Raw genomic sequence first — 24,468 nt, 5'->3', positions numbered from 1 at the left:
CAGGGCCTCAGAGCTGCACGCGCGGGGCCTGCCGCTCGGCGTCGGACGCGGTCGCCTGCAGCGGCGCGAGCACCCCGAAGCCGAACAGCCGTGCCACGATCACGGTCGGAAAATGCCGCACGCGGTCGTTGTACGCGAGCACCTCATCGTTGTAGGCCTGCCGCGCAAACGCGATGCGGTTTTCCGTATGGGCCAGCTCCTCGCGCAGTTCACGCAGCGTCTGGTCCGCCTTGAGCTCCGGGTAGTCCTCCACCACCGCCATCAGCCGCCCGAGGGCCCCACCGAGCGCGGCTTCGGCTCCCGCCAACGCCACCAGCGCCGCGCCGTCGGTTGGACGCTCGGCCGCACGCGCCTCGGTGGCCCGGGCCTGGTTGCGCGCGGCGATCACCGCCTCCAGCGTCTGCGCCTCGTGCGCCAGATACTTGCGCGCCACCTCGACGACGTTGGGGATCAGGTCGTAGCGACGCTTGAGCTGTACGTCGATCTGGCCAAACGCATTGGCCACCCGGTTCTGCAGCCTCATCAAGCCGTTGTAGGCCCCGATGGCCCACAGCCCAACGACCGCCACGGCGGCCAGCGCCCACCCGTACCACGGGATTTCCATGGTGTGCACCTCCTGCGCGCACTGTAGCGCAACGGGGCACAAAAAACCCCGGCCGCGGGCGCGGACCGGGGTGGATTTGAGCGGTAAGAGTCGTCGGATTACTCGGCGGCCGCGTCGGCGTCGGCCGACAGCGCGTCGGCCTCCGCGATCGCGCGGCGCTCCTCTTCATCCAGGCGCTCCTTCGCGCGGCGCGCCTCGTGGAACGCCATGCCGGTGCCCGCCGGGATCAGGCGGCCGACGATGACGTTTTCCTTCAGGCCGCGCAGCTCGTCGCGCTTGCCCATGATCGCCGCCTCGGTCAGCACGCGCGTCGTCTCCTGGAACGACGCGGCGGAGATGAACGAGTCGGTCGACAGCGACGCCTTCGTGATGCCCAGCAGCAGGTTGCGGTACGTCGCCGGCGTCTTGCCCTCGGCGCGCAGCGCGTCGTTGGTGTTGAGGATCTCGGAGCGCTCGACCTGCTCGCCCGCGATGTAGTGGCTGTCGCCGGGGTTTTCCACCTCGACGCGGCGCAACATCTGGCGCACGATCACTTCGATGTGCTTGTCGTTGATCTTCACACCCTGCAGGCGGTAGACGTCCTGCACCTCATCGACGATGTAGCGCGCGAGCTCCTCGATGCCCAGCAGGCGCAGGATGTCCTGCGGGTCGGCCGGGCCGTCGACGATGAGTTCGCCCTTGTTGACGACCTGCCCTTCGTGCACGAGGATGCTCTTTTCCTTCGGCACGAGCTCTTCCCACACCTTGCCGTCCGGGTCGGTGATCTGCAGGCGCACCTTGCCTTTGGTTTCCTTGCCGAAGGAGACCGTGCCGGTGATTTCGGCCAGGATTCCCTTGTCCTTGGGCGAGCGGGCCTCGAACAGCTCGGCCACGCGCGGCAGACCGCCGGTGATGTCGCGGGTCTTCTGGCCCTCGACCGGGATGCGCGCCAGCACCTCGCCGGGGTGGATGGTCTGGCCGTCGCGCACCTGGATCAGCGCGCCCACCGGGAAGGTCACGGTCACCGCGTGGTCGGTGCCCGGGATCTTGACCTCCTTGCCCTCGGCGTCGATGAGCTTGACCTGCGGACGCACGACCTTGGTCGCGCCGCGGCGCTTCGGGTCGATGACCACCAGCGTCGACAGGCCGGTGACCTCGTCGACCTGCTTGGCCACGGTCAGGCCTTCCTCGACGTTTTCGAACTTCACCACACCGGCGAACTCGGTGATGATCGGGCGCGTCAGCGGGTCCCAGTTGGCCAGGATCGTGCCTGCCGTGATGCGCTGGTCGGCGCGCACCGCCAGCGTCGCGCCGTACGGCACCTTGTGGCGCTCGCGCTCGCGGCCGTTGTCGTCGTGGATGACGACCTCGCCCGAGCGGGAGATGACCACCAGCTCGCCCTTGGCGTTGGTGACGTAGCGCATCGTGCTGTTGAAGCCGACGATGCCGTTGGACTTGGCCTCGACGCTGGAGGCCACCGCCGCGCGCGACGCCGCGCCACCGATGTGGAAGGTGCGCATCGTCAGCTGCGTGCCGGGCTCACCGATCGACTGCGCCGCGATCACACCAATCGCCTCGCCGACGTTGACCAGCCCGCCGCGGCCCAGGTCGCGCCCGTAGCACTTGGCGCACACGCCATAGCGCGTGTCGCAGGTCAGCACGGTGCGCACGCGCACCTCGTCGATGCCGGCCTGTTCGATCAGGTCGACCGCATCCTCGTCCAGCATCTCACCCGCCTTGACCAGCACGCGCTGCGTCTCGGGGTCGACGATGTCTTCGGCCGTCGTGCGGCCCAGGATGCGCTCGCGCAGGCTCTCGATGACCTCGCCGCCCTCGACGATCGCGCGCATCAGCGTGCCGTTGGCGGTGCCGCAATCCTCCTCGGTGACGACCAGGTCCTGCGTCACGTCCACCAGACGGCGCGTGAGGTAACCCGAGTTCGCGGTCTTGAGCGCCGTGTCGGCCAGGCCCTTGCGCGCGCCGTGGGTCGAGATGAAGTACTGCAGGACGTTGAGCCCCTCGCGGAAGTTCGCGGTGATGGGCGTTTCGATGATCGAGCCGTCGGGCTTGGCCATCAGGCCGCGCATGCCGGCGAGCTGGCGGATCTGGGCAGCGGAACCGCGCGCGCCCGAGTCGGCCATCATGTAGATGGAGTTGAACGACTCCTGCTCGACCACGTTGCCGTGGCGGTCGACGACCTTCTCCTTCTTCAGGTGCTCCATCATCACCTTGGAGATCTCGTCACCGGCCTTGCCCCAGATGTCGACCACCTTGTTGTAGCGCTCGCCCGCGGTCACCAGACCCGACGCGTACTGCTGCGCGATTTCCTTGACCTCGGCCTCGGCGCGCTCGATGATGGCGGGTTTTTCCGCCGGCACCAGCATGTCGTCGATGCAGATCGAGATGCCGGCCTGGGTGGCCAGGCGGAAGCCGTTTTGCAGCAGCTTGTCGGCGAAGACCACCGTCTCCTTCAGGCCGCACTTGCGGAAGGAGGCGTTGATGAGCTTGGAGATCTCCTTCTTCTTCAGCGGCTTGTCGATCAGCTCGAACGGCAGACCCTTGGGCAGGATGCGCGACAGCAGCGCGCGGCCGACCGTCGTGTCGCGCAGCTTCGTCACCGCCTCCAGCTCGCCGGTTTCCTTGTTCTTCAGCCACTCGGTCAGGCGGACGCTGACGCGGCTGGTGAGCTCGACCACACCGTTGGCCAGCGCGCGCTCGACCTCATCGACGTCGGCGAAGACCATGCCCTCGCCCTTGCCGTTGACGCGCTCGCGCGTGGCGTAGTACAGGCCCAACACCACGTCCTGCGACGGCACGATGGACGGTTCGCCGTTGGCCGGGAAGAGCACGTTGTTCGACGACAGCATCAGCACGCGCGCTTCCATCTGCGCTTCCAGCGACAGCGGCACGTGCACGGCCATCTGGTCGCCGTCGAAGTCGGCGTTGAACGCCGCGCACACCAGCGGGTGCAGCTGGATCGCCTTGCCCTCGATCAGCACCGGCTCGAACGCCTGGATGCCCAGGCGGTGCAGCGTCGGCGCCCGGTTGAGCAGCACCGGGTGCTCCTTGATGACGTCTTCCAGGATGTCCCACACCACCGGCGTGCCGGCCTCGACTTCCTTCTTGGCCGCCTTGATGGTGGTGGCGATGCCCATCTGCTCCAGCCGCGCGAAGATGAACGGCTTGAACAGCTCCAGCGCCATCAGTTTGGGCAGACCGCACTGGTGCAGCTTGAGCGTCGGACCCACCACGATGACCGAGCGGCCCGAGTAGTCCACGCGCTTGCCCAGCAGGTTCTGGCGGAAGCGCCCGCTCTTGCCCTTGATCATGTCGGCGAGCGACTTCAGCGCGCGCTTGTTGGCGCCGGTCATCGCCTTGCCGCGGCGGCCGTTGTCCAGCAGGCTGTCCACCGCCTCCTGCAGCATGCGCTTTTCGTTGCGCGCGATGATCTCGGGGGCCTTGAGCTCCAGCAGGCGCTTCAGGCGGTTGTTGCGGTTGATGACGCGGCGGTACAGGTCGTTCAGGTCCGACGTCGCGAAGCGCCCGCCATCGAGCGGCACCAGCGGCCGCAGGTCCGGCGGCAGCACCGGCAGCACCTCCAGGATCATCCACTCGGGCTTGATGCCGGACTTCTTGAACGCCTCCAGCACCTTCAGGCGCTTGGCGTTCTTCTTGACCTTCATCTCCGAGCCGGTCAGGTCGTTGCGCAGCCGCTCGATCTCGGTGTCGAGGTCGATGCTCTGCAGCAGCTCCTTGATGCCCTCGGCGCCCATCTTGGCGACGAACTCGTCACCGTACTCGCGGCGCTTGGCGTCGTAGTCGTCCTCGGACATGATGCTGAACTTTTTCAGCGGGGTCATGCCCGGGTCCACCACCACATAGGCCTCGAAGTACAGCACGCGCTCGATGTCGCGCAGCGTCATGTCGAGCACCAGACCCAGGCGGCTGGGCAGCGACTTCAGGAACCAGATGTGCGCGCACGGCGCGGCCAGCTCGATGTGGCCCATGCGCTCGCGGCGCACCTTGGTCTGGGTCACCTCGACGCCGCACTTCTCGCAGATCACCCCGCGGTGCTTCAGGCGCTTGTACTTGCCGCACAGGCACTCGTAGTCCTTGATGGGGCCGAAGATCTTGGCGCAAAACAGCCCGTCGCGCTCCGGCTTGAACGTGCGGTAGTTGATGGTCTCGGGCTTCTTCACCTCGCCGAACGACCACGACCGGATTTTCTCCGGGGAGGCCAGACCGATCTTGATGGCGTCGAAGTGCTCGTCGGGCGTGAACTGCTTGAACAGGTCGAGCAAGGATTTCATGGCTTGCGTCCTCGGTTGGCTCTATCAGTTGCGTTCCAGCTCGATGTCGATACCGAGCGAGCGGATTTCCTTGACCAGCACGTTGAACGACTCGGGCATGCCCGCGTCGATCGAGTGCTCGCCCTTGACGATGCTCTCGTACACCTTGGTGCGGCCCTGCACGTCGTCGGACTTGACGGTGAGCATCTCCTGCAGCACGTAGGACGCACCGTAGGCCTCCAGCGCCCACACTTCCATCTCGCCGAAGCGCTGACCACCGAACTGCGCCTTGCCGCCCAACGGCTGCTGCGTGACCAGGCTGTAGGGGCCGGTCGAGCGCGCGTGCATCTTGTCGTCCACCAGGTGGTGCAGCTTCAGGTAGTGCATATAGCCCACCGTCGTCTTGCGCTCCAGCGGATCGCCCGTGCGGCCGTCGTAGAGCTGCGCCTGCGTGCGGCTCTCGGTCAGGCCCTTGGCCTTGGCGACCTCGTCCGGGTAGGCGAGCTTGAGCATCGCGCGGATCTGCTCTTCGCTGGCACCGTCGAACACCGGCGACGCGAACGGCACGCCCTTGGTCAGCTCGCGCGCCATCGCGATGATCTCATCGTCCGACAGGTCGTCGAGGTTTTCCTTGCGGCCGGTCGAGTTGTAGATCGTGTCGAGGAAGGCGCGCACCTCGGCCACCGCGGCCTGGCGCTCCAGCAGCTCGGCGATGCGCTCGCCCAGCCCCTTGGCGGCCCAGCCCAGGTGGACTTCGAGCACCTGCCCGATGTTCATCCGCGAGGGCACGCCCAGCGGGTTGAGCACGATGTCGATCGGCGTGCCGTCGGCCATGTAGGGCATGTCCTCCACCGGCACGATCTTGGACACCACGCCCTTGTTGCCGTGGCGGCCGGCCATCTTGTCACCGGGCTGCAGACGGCGCTTGACGGCCAGGTACACCTTGACCATCTTCAGCACGCCCGCCGGCAGCTCGTCGCCCTGCGTGAGCTTCTTGCGCTTTTCCTCGAACGCCTGGTCGAAGCGGTGGCGCGTCGCCTCCAGCGCGTTCTTGATCGACTCCATCTGCGCGGCCAGGTCGTCGTCCGCGACGCGGATGTCGAACCAGTGGTGCTTGTCGACCTCGGCCAGGTATTCCTTGGTCAGCACCGTGCCCTTGGCGAGTTTCTTCGGCCCGCCGTTGGCGACCTTGCCGATCAGGAGTTTTTCCAGCCGGTCGTAGGCGTCGGCCTCGACGATGCGCAGCTGGTCGTTGAGGTCCAGGCGGTAGCGCTTGAGCTCGTCGTCGATGATCTGCTGCGCACGCTTGTCGCGCTGGATGCCCTCGCGCGTGAAGACCTGCACGTCGATCACGGTGCCCTGGCTGCCCTGCTCCACGCGCAGCGAGGTGTCCTTCACGTCGGACGCCTTCTCACCGAAGATCGCGCGCAGCAGTTTTTCTTCCGGCGTCAGGGTCGTCTCGCCCTTGGGCGTGACCTTGCCGACCAGCACGTCGCCCGGCTGCACCTCGGCGCCGACGTAGATGATCCCGGACTCGTCCAGCCGGTTGAGCTGCTGCTCCGACAGATTCGGGATGTCGCGCGTGATTTCCTCGGGGCCCAGCTTGGTGTCGCGCGCCATCACGACCAGCTCCTCGATGTGGATGCTGGTGTAGCGCTCTTCGGCCACGACGCGTTCGGAAATCAGGATCGAGTCCTCGAAGTTGTAGCCATTCCACGGCATGAACGCGATCAGCATGTTCTGGCCGATCGCGATCTCGCCCAGGTCGGTCGACGCCCCGTCGGCGATCACCGCGCCCTTGTGGATGCGCTCGCCCTTCTTGACGATCGGGCGCTGGTGGATGTTGGTGTTCTGGTTGGAGCGCTGGTACTTGATGAGGTTGTAGATGTCGACCCCGACCTCACCGGCCACCGCCTCGTCGTCGTTGACGCGGATCACGATGCGCGTGGCGTCCACGTAGTCCACGACGCCGCCGCGCTTGGCGACCACGACCGTGCCCGAGTCCACCGCGGCCACGCGTTCGATGCCCGTGCCGACGAGCGGCTTCTCCGGCCGCAGCACCGGCACCGCCTGGCGCGACATGTTGGCGCCCATCAGCGCGCGGTTGGCGTCGTCGTGCTCGAGGAACGGCACCAGCGACGCCGCCACCGACACGATCTGCGCCGGCGAGACGTCCATGTATTGCACGCGGTCGGGCGTGGTCAGGACCGATTCGCCCTTCTCACGCGCCGACACCAGCTCACCGACCAGGCGGCCTTCGGCGTCCAGCTCGGCGTTGGCTTGGGCGATGATGTACTTGCCCTCCTCGATCGCCGACAGGTAGTCGATCTGGTCGGTCACCTTGCCGTCGACCACGCGGCGGTACGGCGTCTCGATGAAACCGTATTCGTTCAAGCGCGCGTACAGCGCCAGCGAGTTGATCAGGCCGATGTTCGGGCCTTCCGGCGTTTCGATCGGGCACACGCGGCCGTAGTGCGTCGGGTGCACGTCGCGCACCTCGAAGCCGGCACGCTCGCGCGTCAGACCGCCCGGGCCCAGCGCCGACACGCGCCGCTTGTGCGTGATCTCGGCCAGCGGGTTGGTCTGGTCCATGAACTGCGACAGCTGGCTCGCGCCGAAGAACTCCTTGAGCGCCGCGGAAATCGGCTTGGAGTTGATCAGGTCGTGCGGCATCAGCGGTTCCTGCTCCGCCTGACCCAGGCGCTCCTTGACCGCCTTCTCGATGCGCGCCAGACCCGTGCGGAACTGGTTTTCCGCCAGTTCACCGACGCAGCGCACGCGGCGGTTGCCCAGGTGGTCGATGTCGTCGACCTCGCCCTTGCCGTTGCGCAGATCGACGAGGATCTTGACCACCGCCATGATGTCCTCGTTGGTGAGGACCATCGGGCCGTCCGGCGACTCGCGGCCGACGCGGGCGTTGAACTTCATCCGGCCCACGCGCGACAGGTCGTACGTCTCCGGGTTGTAGAACAGGCGGTGGAACAGCGCCTGCACCGCGTCCTCGGTCGGCGGCTCGCCGGGGCGCATCATGCGGTAGATGGCCACGCGCGCGGCGTACTCGTCCGGCGTTTCGTCGATGCGCAGCGTCTGGCTGATGTAGGGGCCCTGGTCCAGCTCGTTGGTGTAGATGCAGGGCAGCTCCTGGATGCCGGCGGCGCGCAGCTTCTTCAGCAGCGTCTCGGTCAGCTCGTCGTTGGCGCGGGCGATGATCTCGCCGGTGTCCGGGTCGACGATGTTCTTTGCCACCACGCGGCCGATCAGGTAGTCCTCCGGCACGCTGATGTGCGTCGTGCCGGACTGCTCCAGTTCACGCACGTGACGCGCGGTGACGCGCTTGTCCTTCGCGACGACGACCTTGCCGTTCTTGTCGGTGATGTCGAAGCGCGCCACCTCGCCCTTGAGCCGCTCGGGCACGAAGGCCATCAGCGCGCCGCTGTCCATCAGACGGAAGTGGTCGTTGACGTAGAAATTGGCCAGGATCGCTTCCGGCGTCAGGCCGATGGCCTTCAGCAGGATCGTCACCGGCATCTTGCGCCGGCGGTCGACGCGGAAATACAGCAGATCCTTCGGGTCGAACTCGAAGTCCAGCCACGAGCCGCGATACGGGATGATGCGGGCCGAGAACAGCAGCTTGCCCGAGCTGTGCGTCTTGCCCTTGTCGTGCTCGAAGAACACCCCCGGCGAGCGGTGCAGCTGCGAGACGATCACGCGCTCGGTGCCGTTGATGATGAAGGAGCCCTTGTCGGTCATCAGGGGCACTTCGCCCATGTAGACCTCCTGCTCCTTGACCTCCTTGACCACCTTGGACTGCGGCGTAGAGGCTTCGCGGTCGTAGATGATGAGCTGCACGCGCGCGCGCACCGCGGCGGCATAGGTCAGGCCGCGGATCTGGCACTCGCGCACGTCAAACACGGGCTTGCCGAGCGTGTACTCGACGAACTTCATCTCGACGAAGCCGTTGTGCGACACGATCGGGAAGGCGGACTCGAACGCCGCCTGCAGCCCGACCGGCTTGCGCTCGCGCGGCGGCACGTCGGCCTGCAGGAACGCGGTGTACGCGTCCTTTTGCATCTGCAGCAGGTAGGGGATTTCCAGCACGCTGTCGCGGCTGCCAAAGCTCTTGCGGATGCGCTTGCGTTCGGTGTACGAATAGTGGGCCATGAGATCTCCGGGCATGAGGTCTGTGGCGACTGGTGGCGCTCACCCGTGGGTGTGGCCTTCAGGGGTTCTTGGCGACCGGCCCCTACCGGTCTCTGGGCTGACGATCCGCGCGCGGGGGTGCGGATCCGAACCAAGCGGTCTTGCTGCAGTCGGGGTCAGAAGACACGGCAAAGCGGTTGGCGGCGGACCGCTTTGCCGTGCGCTCTGTCAAGCGGCAAAGGCTGGAGGCCTGCGACAGGCGCTCCAGCCCTTGGACAGCGGGCCGATTACTTGAGTTCGGCCTTCGCGCCGGCTTCTTCCAGCTTCTTCTTGGCGGCTTCGGCGTCGGCCTTGGGCATGCCTTCCTTGACGGTCTTGGGCGCGCCATCGACCAGGTCCTTGGCCTCCTTCAGGCCCAGGCCGGTGATTTCGCGCACGACCTTGATCACGCCGACCTTGTTCGAACCGGCTTCCTTCAGGATCAGGTCGAAGTCGGTCTTCTCTTCCGCGGCCGGGGCAGCGGCGCCACCGCCAGCGGCGGCCGGCGCGGCCATCGCCGCGGCGCTCACGCCGAACTTCTCTTCGATCGCCTTGACCAGGTCGTTGAGCTCCATCACCGTCATGGTGTCCAGAGCGGCCAGGAATGCGTCTTTGTCGAATGCCATGATGATTTCCTACGAAACGGGTTGATTGGGGACGACGGCCGGATCAGGCGGGCTGCGCCTCGGCCTCGGGTTGCGCCTCGCCGCGCTTTTCGGCCAGCGCCGCCACGACGCGCGCCAGGCGCGAGATCGGCGACTGCATGAGGCCCAGCAACTGCGACAGCAGCACTTCCTTGGAGGGAATGCTCGCCAGCGACTTCACGCCGTCGACATCCAGCGACTTGCCGGCGTAGACACCGCCGCGCAGGACCATCTTGTCGTTGGTCTTGGCGAACTCGACCACCACTTTCGCGGCGGCCACGGCGTCTTCCGAGAAGCCGTAGATGAGCGGACCGGTCATCTGCTCGGCGGCGACCTCAAAGGGGGTGCCCGTGACCGCGCGACGCGCCAGGGTGTTCTTCAGCACGCTGATGGACACCCCGGCCTTGCGGGCCTCGACACGCAACTTCGTGAGGTCTGCCACCGTGATGCCGCGGTACTCGGCCATCACCAGCGTCTGCGCTTTGGCGGCGAGTGCCGCCACCTCGTCGATGACGGCTTGCTTCTCACTGCGGTTCAGACTCAAGGTTGACTCCTTCAAAACACGACCCCCGTGACGGAGGCCATGCACCAGTTGCAGCGATCAGCCGTCTGTCCGGAAACCGCACACCGGTTCGACCCGGCACCCGATTCCTTCCGCGGCGGGATCGCCATCTGCGCTGGCCGCCGGCCCGTGGGCCGGCATTTAGGCGAACCGGGGTTCGCACCAGCGGTCTCGGATGGCCCCGTCAACCCCCCGGGGGAGAAGACGGACCCACCACAGGCCCACCGCCCCGGCACCCGCAGGCACCCGGGCGGTGCGCCGATTCCGATCAACCCGCGACCGTGATGGTCTGCGGATCGACACGCACACCCACGCCCATGGTCGACGACACCGCGACCTTGCGCAGGTATTGACCCTTGGCGGCGGCGGGCTTGGCCTTGTTGAGCGCCTCGATCAGCGCGGCCAGGTTGCCCTGCAGCTTGTCGGTGTCGAACGAGCGGCGACCGATCGTCGCGTGCACGATACCGGCCTTGTCGACACGGAACTGCACCTGACCCGCCTTGGCGTTCTTCACCGCCGTGGCGACGTCGGGGGTGACCGTGCCGACTTTGGGGTTCGGCATCAAGCCGCGCGGACCGAGGATCTGGCCCAGCGTGCCGACCACGCGCATCGCATCCGGCGCCGCGATCACGACGTCGAAGTCGATGTTGCCCGCCTTGACCTGCGCGGCGAGATCCTCGAAGCCGACGACGTCAGCGCCGGCGGCCTTGGCCTCCTCGGCCTTAGCGCCCTGGGCGAAGACGGCCACGCGCTTGGTCTTGCCGGTGCCGTTGGGCAGCACCACCGCGCCACGCACGACCTGATCCGACTTGCGCGGATCGACGCCGAGCTGCACCGCGACGTCCACCGACTCATCGAACTTGGCGGTGGCGCACTCCTTGACGATCGCCAGCGCCTCGGGCAGCGGATAGAGTTTGGTCGAATCGACCTTGCCCTGCAGGGCCTTTTGCTTCTTGGTCAGCTTCGCCATCTCACACGCCCTCCACGATCACACCCATCGAACGCGCCGAGCCCGCGATCGTGCGCACCGCCGCGTCCAGATCGGCCGCGGTCATGTCCTTCATCTTGGTCTTGGCGATTTCCTCGAGCTGGGCACGCGTGATCTTGCCGACCTTCTGCGCGTGCGGCTTCGACGAGCCCTTGTCCAGCTTGATCGCCTTCTTGATCAGCGTCGTCGCCGGCGGGGTCTTGATGATGAAGGTGAAGCTCTTGTCCGCATAGGCGGTGATGACCACCGGCAGCGGCAGACCGGGCTCCATGCCCTGGGTCTGGGCGTTGAACGCCTTGCAGAACTCCATGATGTTCAGACCGCGCTGACCCAGCGCCGGACCGATCGGGGGAGAGGGGTTGGCTTTACCCGCTGGCACCTGCAGCTTGATGAAGCCGACGATTTTCTTGGCCATTGAAACACTCCTGCGAGTTCCGACGGTGCCATCCCGAGTGCCACGCACCCCGGAACAGCACCTCCTCGCGCCACAGACCCGATTGCATCACCCCTGCGGGGCGCACCGTCGCCGGGCCGACGCCGACAGCGCAAAACCCGCGCCACGGGCGCGGGTCCGAAGAACTTTATATTGTAGCCGTTTTTCGCGACGCCGTCCAACGCGGGGCGTTGCGATGGCGACCGTCCCCGGCCCCATCCACCGCCGCACCCCGGACACCTCGTCCGGGCTCGGGCGTTGGCTCAGGCCTTTTCGACCTGGTTGAATTCCAGCTCCACGGGTGTGGCGCGCCCGAAGATCGTCACCGACACGCGCAGCTTGTTCTTTTCGTAATTGACCTCTTCGACCGTGCCGTTGAAATCCGCAAACGGCCCTTCCTTGACGCGCACCAGCTCGCCGACCTGAAACTCGATCTTGTGGCGCGGCTTTTCCGAGCCTTCCTGCATCTGGCCGATGATCTTTTGCACCTCCTCTTCGGAGATGGGCGTGGGCCGGTTGCGCGCCCCGCCGACGAAGCCGGTCACCTTGCTGGTGTTCTTCACCAGGTGCCAGGTGTCGTCGTCCATGACCATTTCCACCAGCACGTAGCCGGGGAAGAACTTGCGCTCGGTGGTGCGCTTGACGCCGTTCTTGATCTCGACCACTTCCTCGGTCGGCACGAGGATGCGGCCGAACTTGTGCTGCATGCCCGCGCGCTGCACGCGCTCGATGATGTTGCGCTCGGCCGCCTTCTCCATCCCCGAGTAGGCGTGCACGACGTACCAGCGCATCCCCTCGGCGGGCGCGGCACTCATCGGCGGCGTTGCGTTCGTTTCGCTCATCTTCACCTCCATCCCAGAATGAGGCCGTAGAGCACCCACTCCAGCAGTTTGTCCGTCAGCCACAGGAACAACGCCATGACGACGACGAACGCAAAGACATAGCCGGTGACCTGCATGGCCTCTTTGCGCGTCGGCCACACGACTTTTTTCGCTTCCTTGACCGCGTCGCGTCCGAAGCCGATCAGGCGCTGCCCCGGCGTCGCGGTGGCGCCCACGCCGAGGGCCGCCGCCACGGCGACCAGCAGCACCGCCCACTGCACCCAGGCACCGTGCGCCGCGAGCAGATAAAAACCCACGAAACCGAGCAGCACGAGCACGGCGACGGCGGCCAGCTTGGCTTTGTCCGCCCCGGTGCTGACGGTTTCGACTTCCGTTGAGGCCATCGTCCTCACACCTTCCGAATCGTTCGCCACCACCCAGCGGCGGCGCCCCAGAAACACAAGCCCGCAACGGTCCGAAGACGCGGGCGGGCTTGAACCAAGCGGTCGATGGAACGACCTTTATACGCGGCTGGCAGGGGCAGAGGGAATCGAACCCCCAACCTTCGGTTTTGGAGACCGACGCTCTGCCAATTGAGCTATACCCCTGCAGCGATCGACCCCGACACAGCGGGGCCGACGGTACCTATCGTATCACTCGATGATCTTGGAGACGACGCCGGCGCCCACGGTGCGGCCGCCTTCGCGGATCGCAAAGCGCAGGCCCTCTTCCATCGCGATCGGGGCAATCAGCTTGACGGTGATCGTCACGTTGTCGCCCGGCATCACCATCTCCTTGTCCTTGGGCAGCTCGATGGCGCCCGTGACGTCGGTGGTGCGGAAGTAGAACTGCGGCCGGTAGTTGTTGAAGAACGGCGTGTGGCGGCCACCTTCTTCCTTGGAGAGCACGTACACCTCACCGGTGAAGTGGGTGTGCGGCGTGATCGTGCCGGGCTTGGCCAGCACTTGGCCGCGCTCGACTTCTTCGCGCTTGGTGCCGCGCAGCAGGATACCGACGTTGTCGCCCGCCTGGCCTTGGTCGAGCAGCTTGCGGAACATTTCCACGCCGGTGCAGGTGGTCTTGGCGGTGGGACGCAGGCCGACGATTTCGACTTCGTCACCGACTTTGATGATGCCGCGCTCGATACGGCCGGTCACGACGGTGCCGCGGCCGGAGATCGAGAAGACGTCTTCGACGGGCATCAGGAACGCACCGTCGATGGCGCGCTCGGGCGTGGGGATGTAGGTGTCGAGCGCTTCGGCGAGCTTCATGATGGCTTGTTCGCCCAGCTCGCCCTTGTCGCCCTCGAGCGCCTTGAGCGCCGAGCCCTTGATGATGGGGATGTCGTCGCCGGGGAAGTCGTACTTGGAGAGCAGCTCGCGCACTTCCATCTCGACGAGCTCGAGCAGCTCGGCGTCGTCGACCATGTCGCACTTGTTGAGGAACACGATGATGTAGGGCACGCCCACTTGGCGGGCGAGCAGGATGTGCTCGCGGGTTTGCGGCATGGGGCCGTCGGCGGCGGAGACGACCAGGATGGCGCCGTCCATCTGGGCGGCACCGGTGATCATGTTCTTGACGTAGTCGGCGTGACCCGGGCAGTCGACGTGCGCGTAGTGCCGGTTGGCGGTTTCGTATTCGACGTGCGCGGTGTTGATGGTGATGCCGCGCGCCTTCTCTTCGGGCGCCGCGTCAATTTCGTCGTACTTCTTCGCCTGACCACCAAACTTGCTGGCCAGCACCGTCGTGATCGCCGCCGTCAGCGTCGTCTTGCCGTGGTCCACGTGACCAATCGTGCCCACGTTGACGTGCGGCTTGGTCCGCTCGAATTTTTCCTTTGCCATCGTTACCGCTCCGAATGGATGTTTGCCGAACTCACTCACACGCCCCAACGCGGGGCCCGACATCAACGGTGGTGCCCATGGGCAGGATCGAACTGCCGACCTCTCCCTTACCAAGGGAGTGCTCTACCACTGAGCCACATGGGCCTGCGACCGCTTTGCAGCGACCACAACAATCGTTCGCTCGACCAGTCACCGATGCCGTGCTGGAGCGGGAGACGGGAATCGAACCCGCGTCATCAGCTTGGAAGGCTGAGGTTCTACCATTGAACTACTCCCGCGAACCTTCCCTGCTCCCACCCTGCTTGCCGGTGGACGCGGGCCGATGCTTGCCTTCTGTCTGGTCAACACGACCGGTTTCGCTGGTGGAGGGGGTTGGATTCGAACCAACGTAGGCGTAAGCCAACAGATTTACAGTCTGCCCCCTTTAGCCACTCGGGCACCCCTCCGGCGAGAGCCCCAAATTATGCCACGTTTTCCGCGCCGTTTTCGGCCGACGCGCAAAATTGTTGGGCGACGTCCGCCGCCCACAGCGCGATGCGGCCGGGCGTGTCGGTCGCGCCGCGCAGGGTGTTGATCGCGCGCTGGCTCAGGTGGCGCCCGTACGCCACCTCGGCCGCCAGCGCACCGCTCGCGCGCAGCGCGCGCACCGCCTCGTGCGCCTGCGCGCCACACGCGACCACGGTGCGCAGGCCCGCCAGCTCCGCCGCGAGCCGCGCGAGATTCTCCGACTGCAGCACCTCGGCCACCGTCGGCACCGAGCGACCGGTGAGCGCGGGGTACTCCACCTGGGGCCAGGCGTTGGTGATCACGTAATCCACCCGGTACGGGGACGGAAAACGCTGCGGGTCCAGCCCGTGCAGCGCGACGAGCACGCGCGCGAGGTTGGCCCCGGTGCCCGCGGCGCAGGGGTAGCCGCGCTGCGCTTCAAAGCGCCCCGGGCAGATGAAGACGAAGCCGGTGCGCGCCCCGGGGCAGGGCTGGTGGTGCACCGTGGTGGCGGCGCCCCGCAGCAGGTCGGCGGCCCCGCTCATGCCAGCGCGAACAGGTCGGCGAGCGCCGCGCCGGGATCTGGCGCGCGCATGAACGCCTCCCCGACGAGGAACGCGGGCACACCCGCGTCGCGCAGGCGGCGCACGTCGTCGCGGGTGAGGATGCCGCTCTCCGCCACGAGCAGCCGGTCCGGCGGCAGTTGCGGCAGCAGGCGCAGCGTCGTCTCCAACGACACCTCGAAGGTGCGCAGGTCGCGGTTGTTGACGCCGATGAGCGGCGTGCGCAGGCGCAGCGCGCGCTCGAGTTCCGCCGCATCGTGCACCTCCACCAGCACGGCCATGCCGAGCTCGTGCGCCAGCGCCTCGAAGTCGGCCATCTGCGCATCGTCCAGGCAGGCGGCGATCAGCAGGATGGCGTCCGCCCCCCACGCGCGCGCCTGCCAGACCTGGTAGGCGTCGACCAGAAAATCCTTGCGCAGCGCCGGCAGCCCCGCCGCGTCGCGCGCCTGGGCGAGATACGCCGGATCCCCCTGGAAATACGGCCGGTCGGTGAGCACCGACAGGCACGCCGCGCCGTGGCGCGCGTAGCTCGCGGCGATGGCCGCGGGGTCGAAATCGGCGCGCAGCACGCCTTTGGAGGGGCTTGCCTTTTTGACCTCGGCGATGACGGCGGGACGCCCCGCCTCGGCCGCGGTGCGCAGCGCGCCAGCAAAGTCGCGCGGCGGGTCGTCGCGCCGTGCGGCCTCGGCGCGCGCGCGCATCGCCGCGTCGGGCAGCGCCGCGCGTGCGGCGGCCACTTCGTCGCGCTTGGTCGCGCAGATGCGCTGCAAGATGTCACTCATGTCGCCGCCTCCGCCGCCAGCCGATGCGCCGTCGTGATGAGCTGCTCCAGCTTGGCCTTGGCCGCGCCGCTGGCCAACGCCGCGCGCGCGCGTTCGATGCCCGTGCCGATGTCGGGCACGACATCGGCCGCGTACAGCGCCACACCGGCGTTGAAGACGACGATATCCGCCGCCGGACCGGGCTCGCCGTCGAGCACCGCCAGCAGCTTGGCGCGCGACGCCTCCGGCGTGGCGACCTGCAGCGCCCGGTGGCTGGCCATCGCGAGGCCAAAGTCTTCCGGGTGGATGTCGTACTCGAGGATTTCGCCGTCCTTGAGCTCGCCGACCATCGTCGCCGCACCGAGGCTGACCTCGTCCATGCCGTCGCGCCCGTAGACGACCAGCGCATGGCGCGCCCCGAGGCGCTGCAGCACACGCACCTGGATGCCCACCAGATCGGGGTGAAAAACCCCCATCAGGATGTTCGGCGCCCCCGCCGGGTTGGTCAGCGGCCCGAGGATGTTGAAGATGGTCTTGACGCCCATTTCGCGCCGGATCGGCGCGACGTTCTTCATCGCCGGGTGGTGGTTCGGCGCGAACATGAAGCCGATGCCCACCTCGTCGATGCAGCGGGCGATCGCCGCCGGTGTGAGGTTGATGGGGACGCCCAGGCTCTCCAGCACATCGGCGCTGCCGCTCTTGCTGCTGACGCTGCGCCCGCCGTGCTTGCTGACGCGCGCGCCCGCCGCCGCCGCGACGAACATTGCGCAGGTGGAAATGTTGAACGTGTGCGCGCCGTCGCCGCCGGTGCCGACGATGTCGACGAGGTGCGTCGTGTCCGGCACGTGCACGCGGGTGGCGAACTCGCGCATCACCTGCGCGGCGGCGGTGATCTCACCGATCGTTTCCTTCTTGACGCGCAGCCCGGTGATGATCGCCGCCGTCATCAGCGGCGAGATCTCACCGCTCATGATCAGGCGCATCAGGTGCAGCATCTCGTCGTGGAAGATCTCGCGGTGTTCGATGACGCGCTGCAGCGCCTCCTGCGGCGTGATTTTGTGGGTATGGGGCATGGGCGGTCTCCTTCGGCGGTCAGGGGTGTTCCAGAAAATTGCGCAGCAACGCGTGGCCGTGCTCGGTGAGGATGCTCTCCGGGTGGAACTGCACGCCCTGCACGGCGAGTTCGCGGTGGCGCACGCCCATGATCTCGCCGTCGTCGGTCCACGCGGTGATGGCCAGCGCCTCGGGCAGCGTCGCGCGCTCGATGGCCAGCGAGTGGTAGCGGTTGACGGTGAACTGGCGCGGCAGTCCGGCAAAGACGCCCTCCTGCGTCGTGGTGATGACGCTGGTCTTGCCGTGCATCAGTTCGCGCGCGCGCACGATGCGCCCGCCAAACGCGGCCCCGATGCTCTGGTGCCCCAGGCATACGCCCAGGATCGGCACGCGGCCTGCGAATTGCTGGATGGCCGCCACCGAGATGCCGGCCTCGGCCGGGGAGCACGGCCCGGGCGAGATGACCAGCCGGTCGGGTGCCCGCGCGGCAATGCCCTCCAGCGTGATCTCGTCGTTGCGAAACACCTCGACCTGCGCGCCGAGTTCACCGAAGTACTGGACCAGGTTGTAGGTGAACGAGTCGTAGTTGTCCACCATCAGCAGCCGGATGCGACTCATTGCAGCCCCTCCTCGACGCGCTCGGCCGCGCGCAGCAGCGCGCGCGCCTTGTGCTCGGTTTCCTTCCACTCCAGCGTCGGCACCGAGTCGGCCACGACCCCGGCGGCCGCCTGCACGTAGAGCGTGCCGTCGTGTACGACGCCGGTGCGGATCGCGATCGCCAGGTCCATGTCCCCCGCGTAGCTGAGGTACCCCACCGCGCCCCCGTAGATGCCGCGCTTGGTGGGTTCGAGCCGGTCGATCCATTCCATCGCGTGCACCTTCGGCGCACCGGTGAGGGTGCCGGCCGGAAAGCTCGCGCGCAGCACGTCCATGCTGCTCAGCCCCGGGCGCAGGATCCCTTCGACGTTGCTGACGATGTGCATGACGTGGCTGTAGCGCTCGACCGTGAACGCCTCGCTCACGCGCACGCTGCCCACCTCCGCGATGCGGCCGATGTCGTTGCGCGCCAGATCGATGAGCATCACGTGCTCGGCGCGCTCCTTCGGGTCGGCGAGCAGCTCGGCCTCGGCGGCGCGGTCCTGCTCGGGCGTCGCGCCGCGCGGGCGGGTGCCCGCGAGCGGCCGGATCGTGACCTTGGTGCCCGCGTCGGTGCGCTCCTGCCGCACCAGGATCTCGGGCGACGCGCCCACCACGTGCAGGTCGCTGCCGCGCGCGTCCGCCCCGGCCAGGTTGTAGTAATACATGTAGGGGCTCGGGTTGAGCGAGCGCAGCGCGCGGTAGAGGCTCAGCGGGCTGTGCGGAAAGCGCTTGTGCACGCGCTGGCCGATGACGATCTGCATGAAGTCGCCCTGCTGGATCAGGGCCTTGGCCTGCGCGACGGCGGCCTCGAAATCGGCCTGGGTGCGCTCGTGCTGCACCGGCTCGCTCGTGCCCGGCGGCTCCACCGGGGCACTGACCGAGTAGCGCAGCCGCTCGGTCAGCTCGCGCAGGCGCCGCCGCGCACTGGCATACGCCTCCGGCTCCGCCGGGTCGGCGTAGACGATCAGGTACAGCTTGCCCGAGAGGTTGTCGATGACCGCCAGCTCCTCGGTCTGCAGCAGCAGGATGTCCGGCAGTCCGAGCGGATCCGGCGGGCAGGAGCCGACCAGCTTGCGCTCGATGTGGCGCACGGTGTCGTAGCCGAAGTACCCGGCCAGCCCGCCGCAAAACCGCGGCAGCCCCGGCGAGAGCGCCACGCGAAAGCGCTGCTGATACGCCGCGATGGCGTCCAGCGGATTACCGGGGATGGTTTCGATGACGGCGCCGTCGCGCACGACCTCGGTGTGGGCGGCGTCGCCAAAGCCGCTGGCGCGCAGCCACGTGCGCGCGGGCAGCCCGATGAAGCTGTAGCGCCCGAACCGCTCGCCGCCCACCACCGACTCGAGCAGGAAGCTGTTGCGCCCGCCGTTCGTGGCGTGGGCGAGCTTGAGGTAGAGCGACAGCGGGGTTTCGAGGTCGGCGAAGGCCTCGACGATGAGCGGGATGCGGTTGTAGCCCTGGGTGGCGAGGTGGCGGAATTCCAGTTCGGTGATCACGGCAATCGGGCTCCTGGCGGGGCAGGCCGGCGGGCGGATCGGTGCGGTGGAGCCGCTCGGACCTGCGGTTTTCCAACGGGGCCGGTCGTGGCGCACGACCGGCGGGGCGGGCGGCACGGCAACCGAGCTGCGCGGCGGCAGCGGTGCGTGCGCGCGAGGGAGATCAGGCGCGCGTCGTTGGCTTGCGCCAGGGCCAGGCCTCCCGGCGGCCGGTCTTGAGCGCGGCAGCCAGGCGGGCGTCGAAAGTGCAGCGCACGGAGGACATGGGGCTAGTGTAGCAAAGGCGTCGCGCCGCGCGCCCGTTCTATGATGGCGGGTTTCCCTGCCCGACGCCCCACGCGCTTCTATGGCCACGCCGAACCCTGCTCCCGAGCGCTGCATCCGCATCCGCGGCGCGCGCACCCACAACCTGCGCAACATCGACCTGGACATCCCCAAGGACTCGCTGGTCGTGATCACCGGGTTGTCGGGCTCGGGCAAGTCGAGCCTGGCCTTCGACACGCTGTACGCCGAGGGGCAGCGGCGCTACGTCGAGAGCCTGTCGGCGTACGCGCGGCAGTTCCTGGAGCGCATGGACAAGCCGGACGTGGACCTGATCGAGGGCTTGAGCCCGGCGATCGCGATCGAGCAGAAGGCCACCAGCCACAACCCGCGCTCCACCGTCGGGACGGTCACCGAAATCCACGATTACTTGCGCCTGCTGTTCGCCCGCGCGGGCGTGCCGCACTGCCCGCAGCACGATCGTCCGCTGCAGGCGCAGACCGTCAGCCAGATGGTGGACGCGCTGCTGGCGCTGCCCGCGGACACGCGGCTGATGGTGCTGGCACCGCAGCCGGCGGCGGCGGACCCCGCGGCCGCGCTGCGCGACCTGCAGGCGCAGGGCTACGTGCGCTTTCGCATCGGTGGCAGCGTCGCCGACGCTGACGAGGCCGCCGCGCTGCTGCAGCCCGGTGCCCCCTGGGAGGTGGTCATCGACCGCCTGAAGGTGCGCCCCGACGCGCGCCAGCGGCTGGCCGAGAGTCTGGAGGCGGCGCTGCGCCTGGCCGACGGCCGGGTGCAGGTGCTGCAGATGGACGACGGGGCGCTGCACGCCTTCACCACGCGCTACGCCTGCCCGGTGTGCGACCACACGCAGCCCCCGCCGGAGCCACGGCTGTTCTCGTTCAACGCGCCGCAGGGGGCCTGCCCGCGCTGCGACGGGCTCGGTCACGTCGAGCAGTTCGACGCGGCGCGCGTCGTCGCCTTTCCGGAACTGAGCCTGGCCGGCGGCGCGATCAAGGGGTGGGATCGGCGCAATGCCCACTACTACGCGCTGATCGAAAGCCTCGCGGCGCACTACGGCTTCGACCCGGAGACCCCGTGGCAGGACCTGCCGGAGCGCGTGCGCCACGTGCTGCTGCACGGCAGCGGAACGGAAGCGATCGCCTTCCAGTACGGGGCCGATGGCGGGCGGCGCGTCACCAAACACCACCCCTTCGAAGGCATCCTGCCGAACTTCGAGCGGCGCTGGCGCGACACCGACTCGCCCGCGGTGCGCGAAGAGCTGGGCCGCTACCGCAGCACGCACGTCTGCCCCGCTTGCCACGGCAGCCGGCTGCGGCCGGAGGCCATGCACGTCTTCATCGGCGAGGGCGCACAGCGCCGCACGCTGCACGACATCGCGCAGATGACGCTGGCCGAGGCGCTCGCGTACTTCGACGCGCTGCGGCTGCACGGCGCGCGCGCTGAGATCGCCGAGCGCATCGTGCGCGAAATCCGCGCGCGGCTGCGCTTCCTCAACGACGTGGGGCTGCCGTACCTGACGCTTGCCCGCAGCGCCGACACCCTCTCCGGCGGCGAGGCGCAGCGCATCCGCCTGGCCAGTCAGATCGGCTCCGGCCTTAGCGGCGTGATGTACGTGCTGGACGAACCCAGCATCGGCCTGCACCAGCGCGACAACGACCGGCTGATTGCGACGCTGCAGCGGCTGCGCGATCTGGGCAACACGGTGATCGTCGTCGAACACGACGAGGACATGATGCGCGCGGCGGATCACCTGATCGACCTGGGGCCGGGCGCCGGCGTGCACGGCGGGCGCGTGGTGGCGCAGGGCCACTGGACCGCGGTGGCGGCGGAACCGGCGTCGCTGACGGGGCAGTTCCTCTCCGGCCAACGGTGTATCCCCGTCCCGCGCCAGCGCACGCCATGGCGGTCAGCCGACGCCACCGGCGCAGCGGCGAACGCCGATGCGCCGCCTCGGCGCGGTGGGTGGCCCGCGCGTCGCGCCGCAGCCGATCCCACCCACGCCACCCGCACCGACGGCCCCGCCCGCGCGGGCGCCGCGGCCCTGCGCCTCGTGGGCGCGCGCGGGCGCAACCTGCGCCACGTCACCGTGGACTTTCCCGTCGGGCTGTTCACCTGCGTCACCGGGGTCAGCGGCTCGGGCAAATCCACCCTCGTCAACGACACGCTGCTGCGCGCGGTCGCGCGCCACCTCTACCGCAGCCACGACGAGCCCGAGCCGTACGACGCCATCGAGGGCCTGGAGCATTTCGACAAGGTCATCGCCGTCGACCAAAGCCCGATCGGACGCACGCCCCGCTCCAACCCCGCCACCTACACGGGGCTGTTCACCACCATCCGCGAGCTGATGGCCGAGACCCCCGCGGCGCGCGAGCGCGGCTACGGCCCCGGGCGCTTCAGCTTTAATGTGCCGGGCGGGCGCTGCGAGGCCTGCCAGGGCGATGGCGTGGTGAAGGTGGAGATGCACTTCCTGCCGGACGTGTACGTGCCGTGCGACGTCTGCCGCGGCGCGCGCTACAACCGCGAGACGCTGGAGGTGCGCTACAAGGGCAAGCACATCGCCGAAATCCTGGACCTGACGGTGGAGCAGGCGCACGCGTTCTTTTCGGCGGTGCCGGCGCTGCAGCGCAAGCTGCAAACCCTGCTGGACGTCGGACTGGGCTACGTGCGGCTGGGACAGAGCGCGACGACGCTCTCCGGCGGCGAGGCGCAACGCGTCAAGCTCGCACAGGAGCTGGCCAAACGCGACACGGGGCGCACGCTCTACATCCTGGACGAACCGACCACCGGCCTGCACTTCGGCGACATCGAATTGCTGCTGCGCGTGCTGCACCAGCTGCGCGACGCGGGCAACACCATCGTCGTCATCGAGCACAACCTCGACGTCATCAAGACCGCCGACTGGGTCATCGACATGGGGCCCGAAGGCGGCGCCGGCGGCGGCACCGTCGTGGCCTGCGGCACGCCCGAGGACATCGCCACCCACCCCGACAGCCACACGGGGCGTTATCTGGCGCGGGTGCTGGCGCCGCGATGACCGCCGTTGGCGGGGGCTACGGGACATCAGGCCGGCGCTGCCCGCTGCCTTAGGCGGGCGACCGGTGCCCTTCGATCACAAGCCCGCCGCGGCCACCCGGCGCGCCCACGAGGGCGCGTGTCGATGCGTGCGATGATCCGTCATGATGCGGCCTCCTGAGGTTGGCATCATACGGCGCGTGCGGCGCGGCCCGACGGTGACAAGCGGCCGCCCAACGTGACGCCGGTCACCAACGGTAACGGCAGGATCCCCCACCATGAGCAGTTTGGGTTTCGACTTCGATCTCTTCGTCATCGGCGGCGGCAGCGGCGGCGTGCGCGCGGCGCGCATGGCGGCGCAGCGCGGCGTGCGCGTGGCACTGGCCGAGGCGCGGGGCCTGGCCGGGCTGGGCGGCACCTGCGTCACCCTCGGCTGCATCCCGAAAAAGCTCTACCACTACGCGGCCCACTACGCCGAAGCGTTCGAGGAGGCCCCCGGCTACGGCTGGCAGGTCGGGGCGGCCACGCTCGACTGGGCCACCCTCAAACAGCGCCGCGCCGCCGAGATCGCGCGCCTGAACGGCGTGTACGACCGGCTGCTGCGCGCCAGCGGGGTCACCGTGCTCGACGGCCGTGCGCGGCTGCTGGACGCGCACACGGTCGAACTGGCCACCCCCACCGCCGACGGATCGACGACGCACCAGCGCTGGCGGGCACAGCGCATCCTCGTCGCCACCGGCGGCACGCCGCACGTGCCGCACTTTCACGGGCGGGAGCACGTGATCACGTCGGACCAGTTGTTCGACATTGACCCCTTCCCGCGACGGCTGGTCGTGGTCGGCGGCGGCTATATCGCGTGCGAGTTTGCGTCGATCTTCAACGGACTGGGCGCGCACGTGACGCAGCTGTACCGCGGTGAGCAGATCCTGCGCGGCTTCGACGACGAAGTGCGGCATTTCCTGGCCGCCGAGATGCGCAAAAAGGGCGTGGACCTGCGGCTGCAAACCGGCGTGGTCGCGGTGCACCGCGAGGCCGATGGGCTGCACGCGGTGCTCGAGGACGGCAACCGGCTGGTGGCGGACGCGATTCTGTACGCCACCGGCCGCGTGCCCAATGTGCAGGGGCTCGGGCTCGAGGCGGTCGGCGTGGCCCAGGGGGCTCTGGGTGCCATCGTGGTGGACGAACACTTCCGCACCAACGTGCCCAGCGTCTACGCGATCGGTGACGTCACCGCCCGCCTGCAGCTCACCCCGGTGGCCCTGGCCGAAGCGATGGCGCTGGTCGATCACCTCTATGGCCCCGCGCCGGGGGCCGCGCCGCGCCAGGCGACCTACGACCTCATTCCGACCGCCGTCTTCACCTCGCCCAGCGTCGGCACCGTCGGCTGGACCGAAGCGCAGGCGCGCGAACGGCTGGGCCGCGTGCGCGTCTACCGCAGCGAATTCCGCGCGCTGCGCCACACGCTCAGCGGCAGCGACGAGCGCACGCTCGTCAAACTGGTGGTGGACGACGCGAGTGACCGCGTCGTCGGCCTGCACTACGTCGGCCCGGAGGCCGGCGAGGTCGTGCAGGGCTTCGCGGTGGCGATGCGCTGCGGCGCGACCAAGGCGCAGTTCGACGCGACGCTGGGCATCCACCCGACGATTGCCGAGGAGTTCGTCACGCTGCGCGAGCCCGTTGGCCGTTGACGCAGGTGCCGCACGAACCTTCCATCCCGTCGCTCGCATCGCGATACCGCCATCGTTGCCGGATGTGCCCGCCGACGGACGCTGGGCTCACCGCAACACCCGCGGCGGAACCTTTGTGCTCCATTCCAACACCTGACCCCGC

17 protein-coding genes and 4 tRNA genes are annotated in these 24,468 nt (G+C 68.2%); 2 read left to right on the top strand and 19 right to left on the bottom strand.

Annotated features, from left to right (window positions below; translation table 11 throughout):
• Positions 1-7: 7 nt before the first annotated feature.
• The 19 genes from LCC91_RS13325 to trpE form a co-directional block, all read right to left on the bottom strand.
• Positions 8-604 carry a LemA family protein gene (locus LCC91_RS13325; protein WP_143898338.1) on the bottom strand — a complete coding sequence of 199 codons (597 nt, stop codon included), beginning with the start codon at positions 602-604 and terminating at the stop codon, positions 8-10.
• Between the two features lie 98 nt (positions 605-702).
• On the bottom strand, positions 703-4,893 hold the full coding sequence (gene rpoC / locus LCC91_RS13320) for a DNA-directed RNA polymerase subunit beta' (RefSeq protein WP_143898336.1): 4,191 nt from the start codon (positions 4,891-4,893) through the stop codon (positions 703-705).
• A gap of 24 nt (positions 4,894-4,917) precedes the next feature.
• Positions 4,918-9,033, bottom strand: a complete 4,116-nt coding sequence (gene rpoB, locus LCC91_RS13315; RefSeq protein WP_143898334.1) for a DNA-directed RNA polymerase subunit beta — start codon at positions 9,031-9,033, stop codon at positions 4,918-4,920.
• Between the two features lie 266 nt (positions 9,034-9,299).
• Positions 9,300-9,677: a 50S ribosomal protein L7/L12 gene (rplL, locus tag LCC91_RS13310; RefSeq protein WP_043702132.1), complete on the bottom strand. Its 378-nt coding sequence runs from the start codon at positions 9,675-9,677 to the stop codon at positions 9,300-9,302.
• Positions 9,678-9,720: 43 nt separating this feature from the next.
• Positions 9,721-10,239, bottom strand: a complete 519-nt coding sequence (gene rplJ / locus LCC91_RS13305) for a 50S ribosomal protein L10 (protein WP_043702134.1) — start codon at positions 10,237-10,239, stop codon at positions 9,721-9,723.
• Between the two features lie 286 nt (positions 10,240-10,525).
• Complete coding sequence (gene rplA / locus LCC91_RS13300; protein WP_043702136.1) at positions 10,526-11,227, bottom strand: 50S ribosomal protein L1; 702 nt, start codon at positions 11,225-11,227, stop codon at positions 10,526-10,528.
• Position 11,228: 1 nt separating this feature from the next.
• The gene (gene rplK / locus LCC91_RS13295; RefSeq protein WP_043702144.1) at positions 11,229-11,660 is read right to left on the bottom strand and encodes a 50S ribosomal protein L11; all 432 of its coding nucleotides are present in this window, start codon (positions 11,658-11,660) and stop codon (positions 11,229-11,231) included.
• A gap of 281 nt (positions 11,661-11,941) precedes the next feature.
• Positions 11,942-12,520, bottom strand: a complete 579-nt coding sequence (gene nusG, locus LCC91_RS13290) for a transcription termination/antitermination protein NusG (protein ID WP_043702152.1) — start codon at positions 12,518-12,520, stop codon at positions 11,942-11,944.
• 2 nt (positions 12,521-12,522) lie between these two features.
• Complete coding sequence (secE, locus tag LCC91_RS13285; protein WP_043702146.1) at positions 12,523-12,903, bottom strand: preprotein translocase subunit SecE; 381 nt, start codon at positions 12,901-12,903, stop codon at positions 12,523-12,525.
• Between the two features lie 128 nt (positions 12,904-13,031).
• Positions 13,032-13,107 (bottom strand) — tRNA-Trp (locus LCC91_RS13280).
• A gap of 45 nt (positions 13,108-13,152) precedes the next feature.
• On the bottom strand, positions 13,153-14,343 hold the full coding sequence (gene tuf, locus LCC91_RS13275; protein WP_143898650.1) for an elongation factor Tu: 1,191 nt from the start codon (positions 14,341-14,343) through the stop codon (positions 13,153-13,155).
• A 69-nt stretch (positions 14,344-14,412) separates the two neighbouring features.
• Positions 14,413-14,487 (bottom strand) — tRNA-Thr (locus LCC91_RS13270).
• A gap of 60 nt (positions 14,488-14,547) precedes the next feature.
• Positions 14,548-14,621: transfer RNA gene (locus LCC91_RS13265), tRNA-Gly, on the bottom strand.
• A gap of 82 nt (positions 14,622-14,703) precedes the next feature.
• Positions 14,704-14,789: transfer RNA gene (locus tag LCC91_RS13260), tRNA-Tyr, on the bottom strand.
• 15 nt (positions 14,790-14,804) lie between these two features.
• The gene (locus LCC91_RS13255) at positions 14,805-15,374 is read right to left on the bottom strand and encodes a hypothetical protein (RefSeq protein ID WP_043701133.1); all 570 of its coding nucleotides are present in this window, start codon (positions 15,372-15,374) and stop codon (positions 14,805-14,807) included.
• Positions 15,371-16,174, bottom strand: a complete 804-nt coding sequence (gene trpC, locus LCC91_RS13250) for an indole-3-glycerol phosphate synthase TrpC (RefSeq protein WP_043701135.1) — start codon at positions 16,172-16,174, stop codon at positions 15,371-15,373. The genes LCC91_RS13255 and trpC overlap by 4 nt, the downstream gene beginning before the upstream one ends.
• On the bottom strand, positions 16,171-17,226 hold the full coding sequence (gene trpD, locus LCC91_RS13245) for an anthranilate phosphoribosyltransferase (RefSeq protein ID WP_043701138.1): 1,056 nt from the start codon (positions 17,224-17,226) through the stop codon (positions 16,171-16,173). Before trpD ends, trpC begins: the two co-directional genes overlap by 4 nt.
• 19 nt (positions 17,227-17,245) lie before the next feature.
• A complete protein-coding gene (locus LCC91_RS13240; RefSeq protein ID WP_143897721.1) occupies positions 17,246-17,824 on the bottom strand; it encodes an aminodeoxychorismate/anthranilate synthase component II in 579 nt (192 codons plus the stop codon).
• Complete coding sequence (gene trpE, locus LCC91_RS13235; protein WP_143897719.1) at positions 17,821-19,341, bottom strand: anthranilate synthase component I; 1,521 nt, start codon at positions 19,339-19,341, stop codon at positions 17,821-17,823. The genes LCC91_RS13240 and trpE overlap by 4 nt, the downstream gene beginning before the upstream one ends.
• A gap of 346 nt (positions 19,342-19,687) precedes the next feature.
• On the opposite strand from trpE, the gene uvrA reads away from it, so the two are divergent.
• Together uvrA and gorA are read left to right on the top strand one after the other, a co-directional pair.
• On the top strand, positions 19,688-22,660 hold the full coding sequence (uvrA, locus tag LCC91_RS13230) for an excinuclease ABC subunit UvrA (protein ID WP_043701150.1): 2,973 nt from the start codon (positions 19,688-19,690) through the stop codon (positions 22,658-22,660).
• Between the two features lie 256 nt (positions 22,661-22,916).
• Complete coding sequence (gene gorA / locus LCC91_RS13225; protein WP_043701152.1) at positions 22,917-24,326, top strand: glutathione-disulfide reductase; 1,410 nt, start codon at positions 22,917-22,919, stop codon at positions 24,324-24,326.
• Positions 24,327-24,468 lie beyond the last annotated feature (142 nt).

Origin of the sequence: Tepidimonas taiwanensis, assembly GCF_020162115.1 — a bacterium.
GTDB classification, from domain to species: Bacteria; Pseudomonadota; Gammaproteobacteria; order Burkholderiales; family Burkholderiaceae_C; genus Tepidimonas; species Tepidimonas taiwanensis.
The sequence above is the reverse complement of the archived record's forward strand: the minus strand, read 5'-3'. Positions and strand labels throughout refer to the sequence as shown.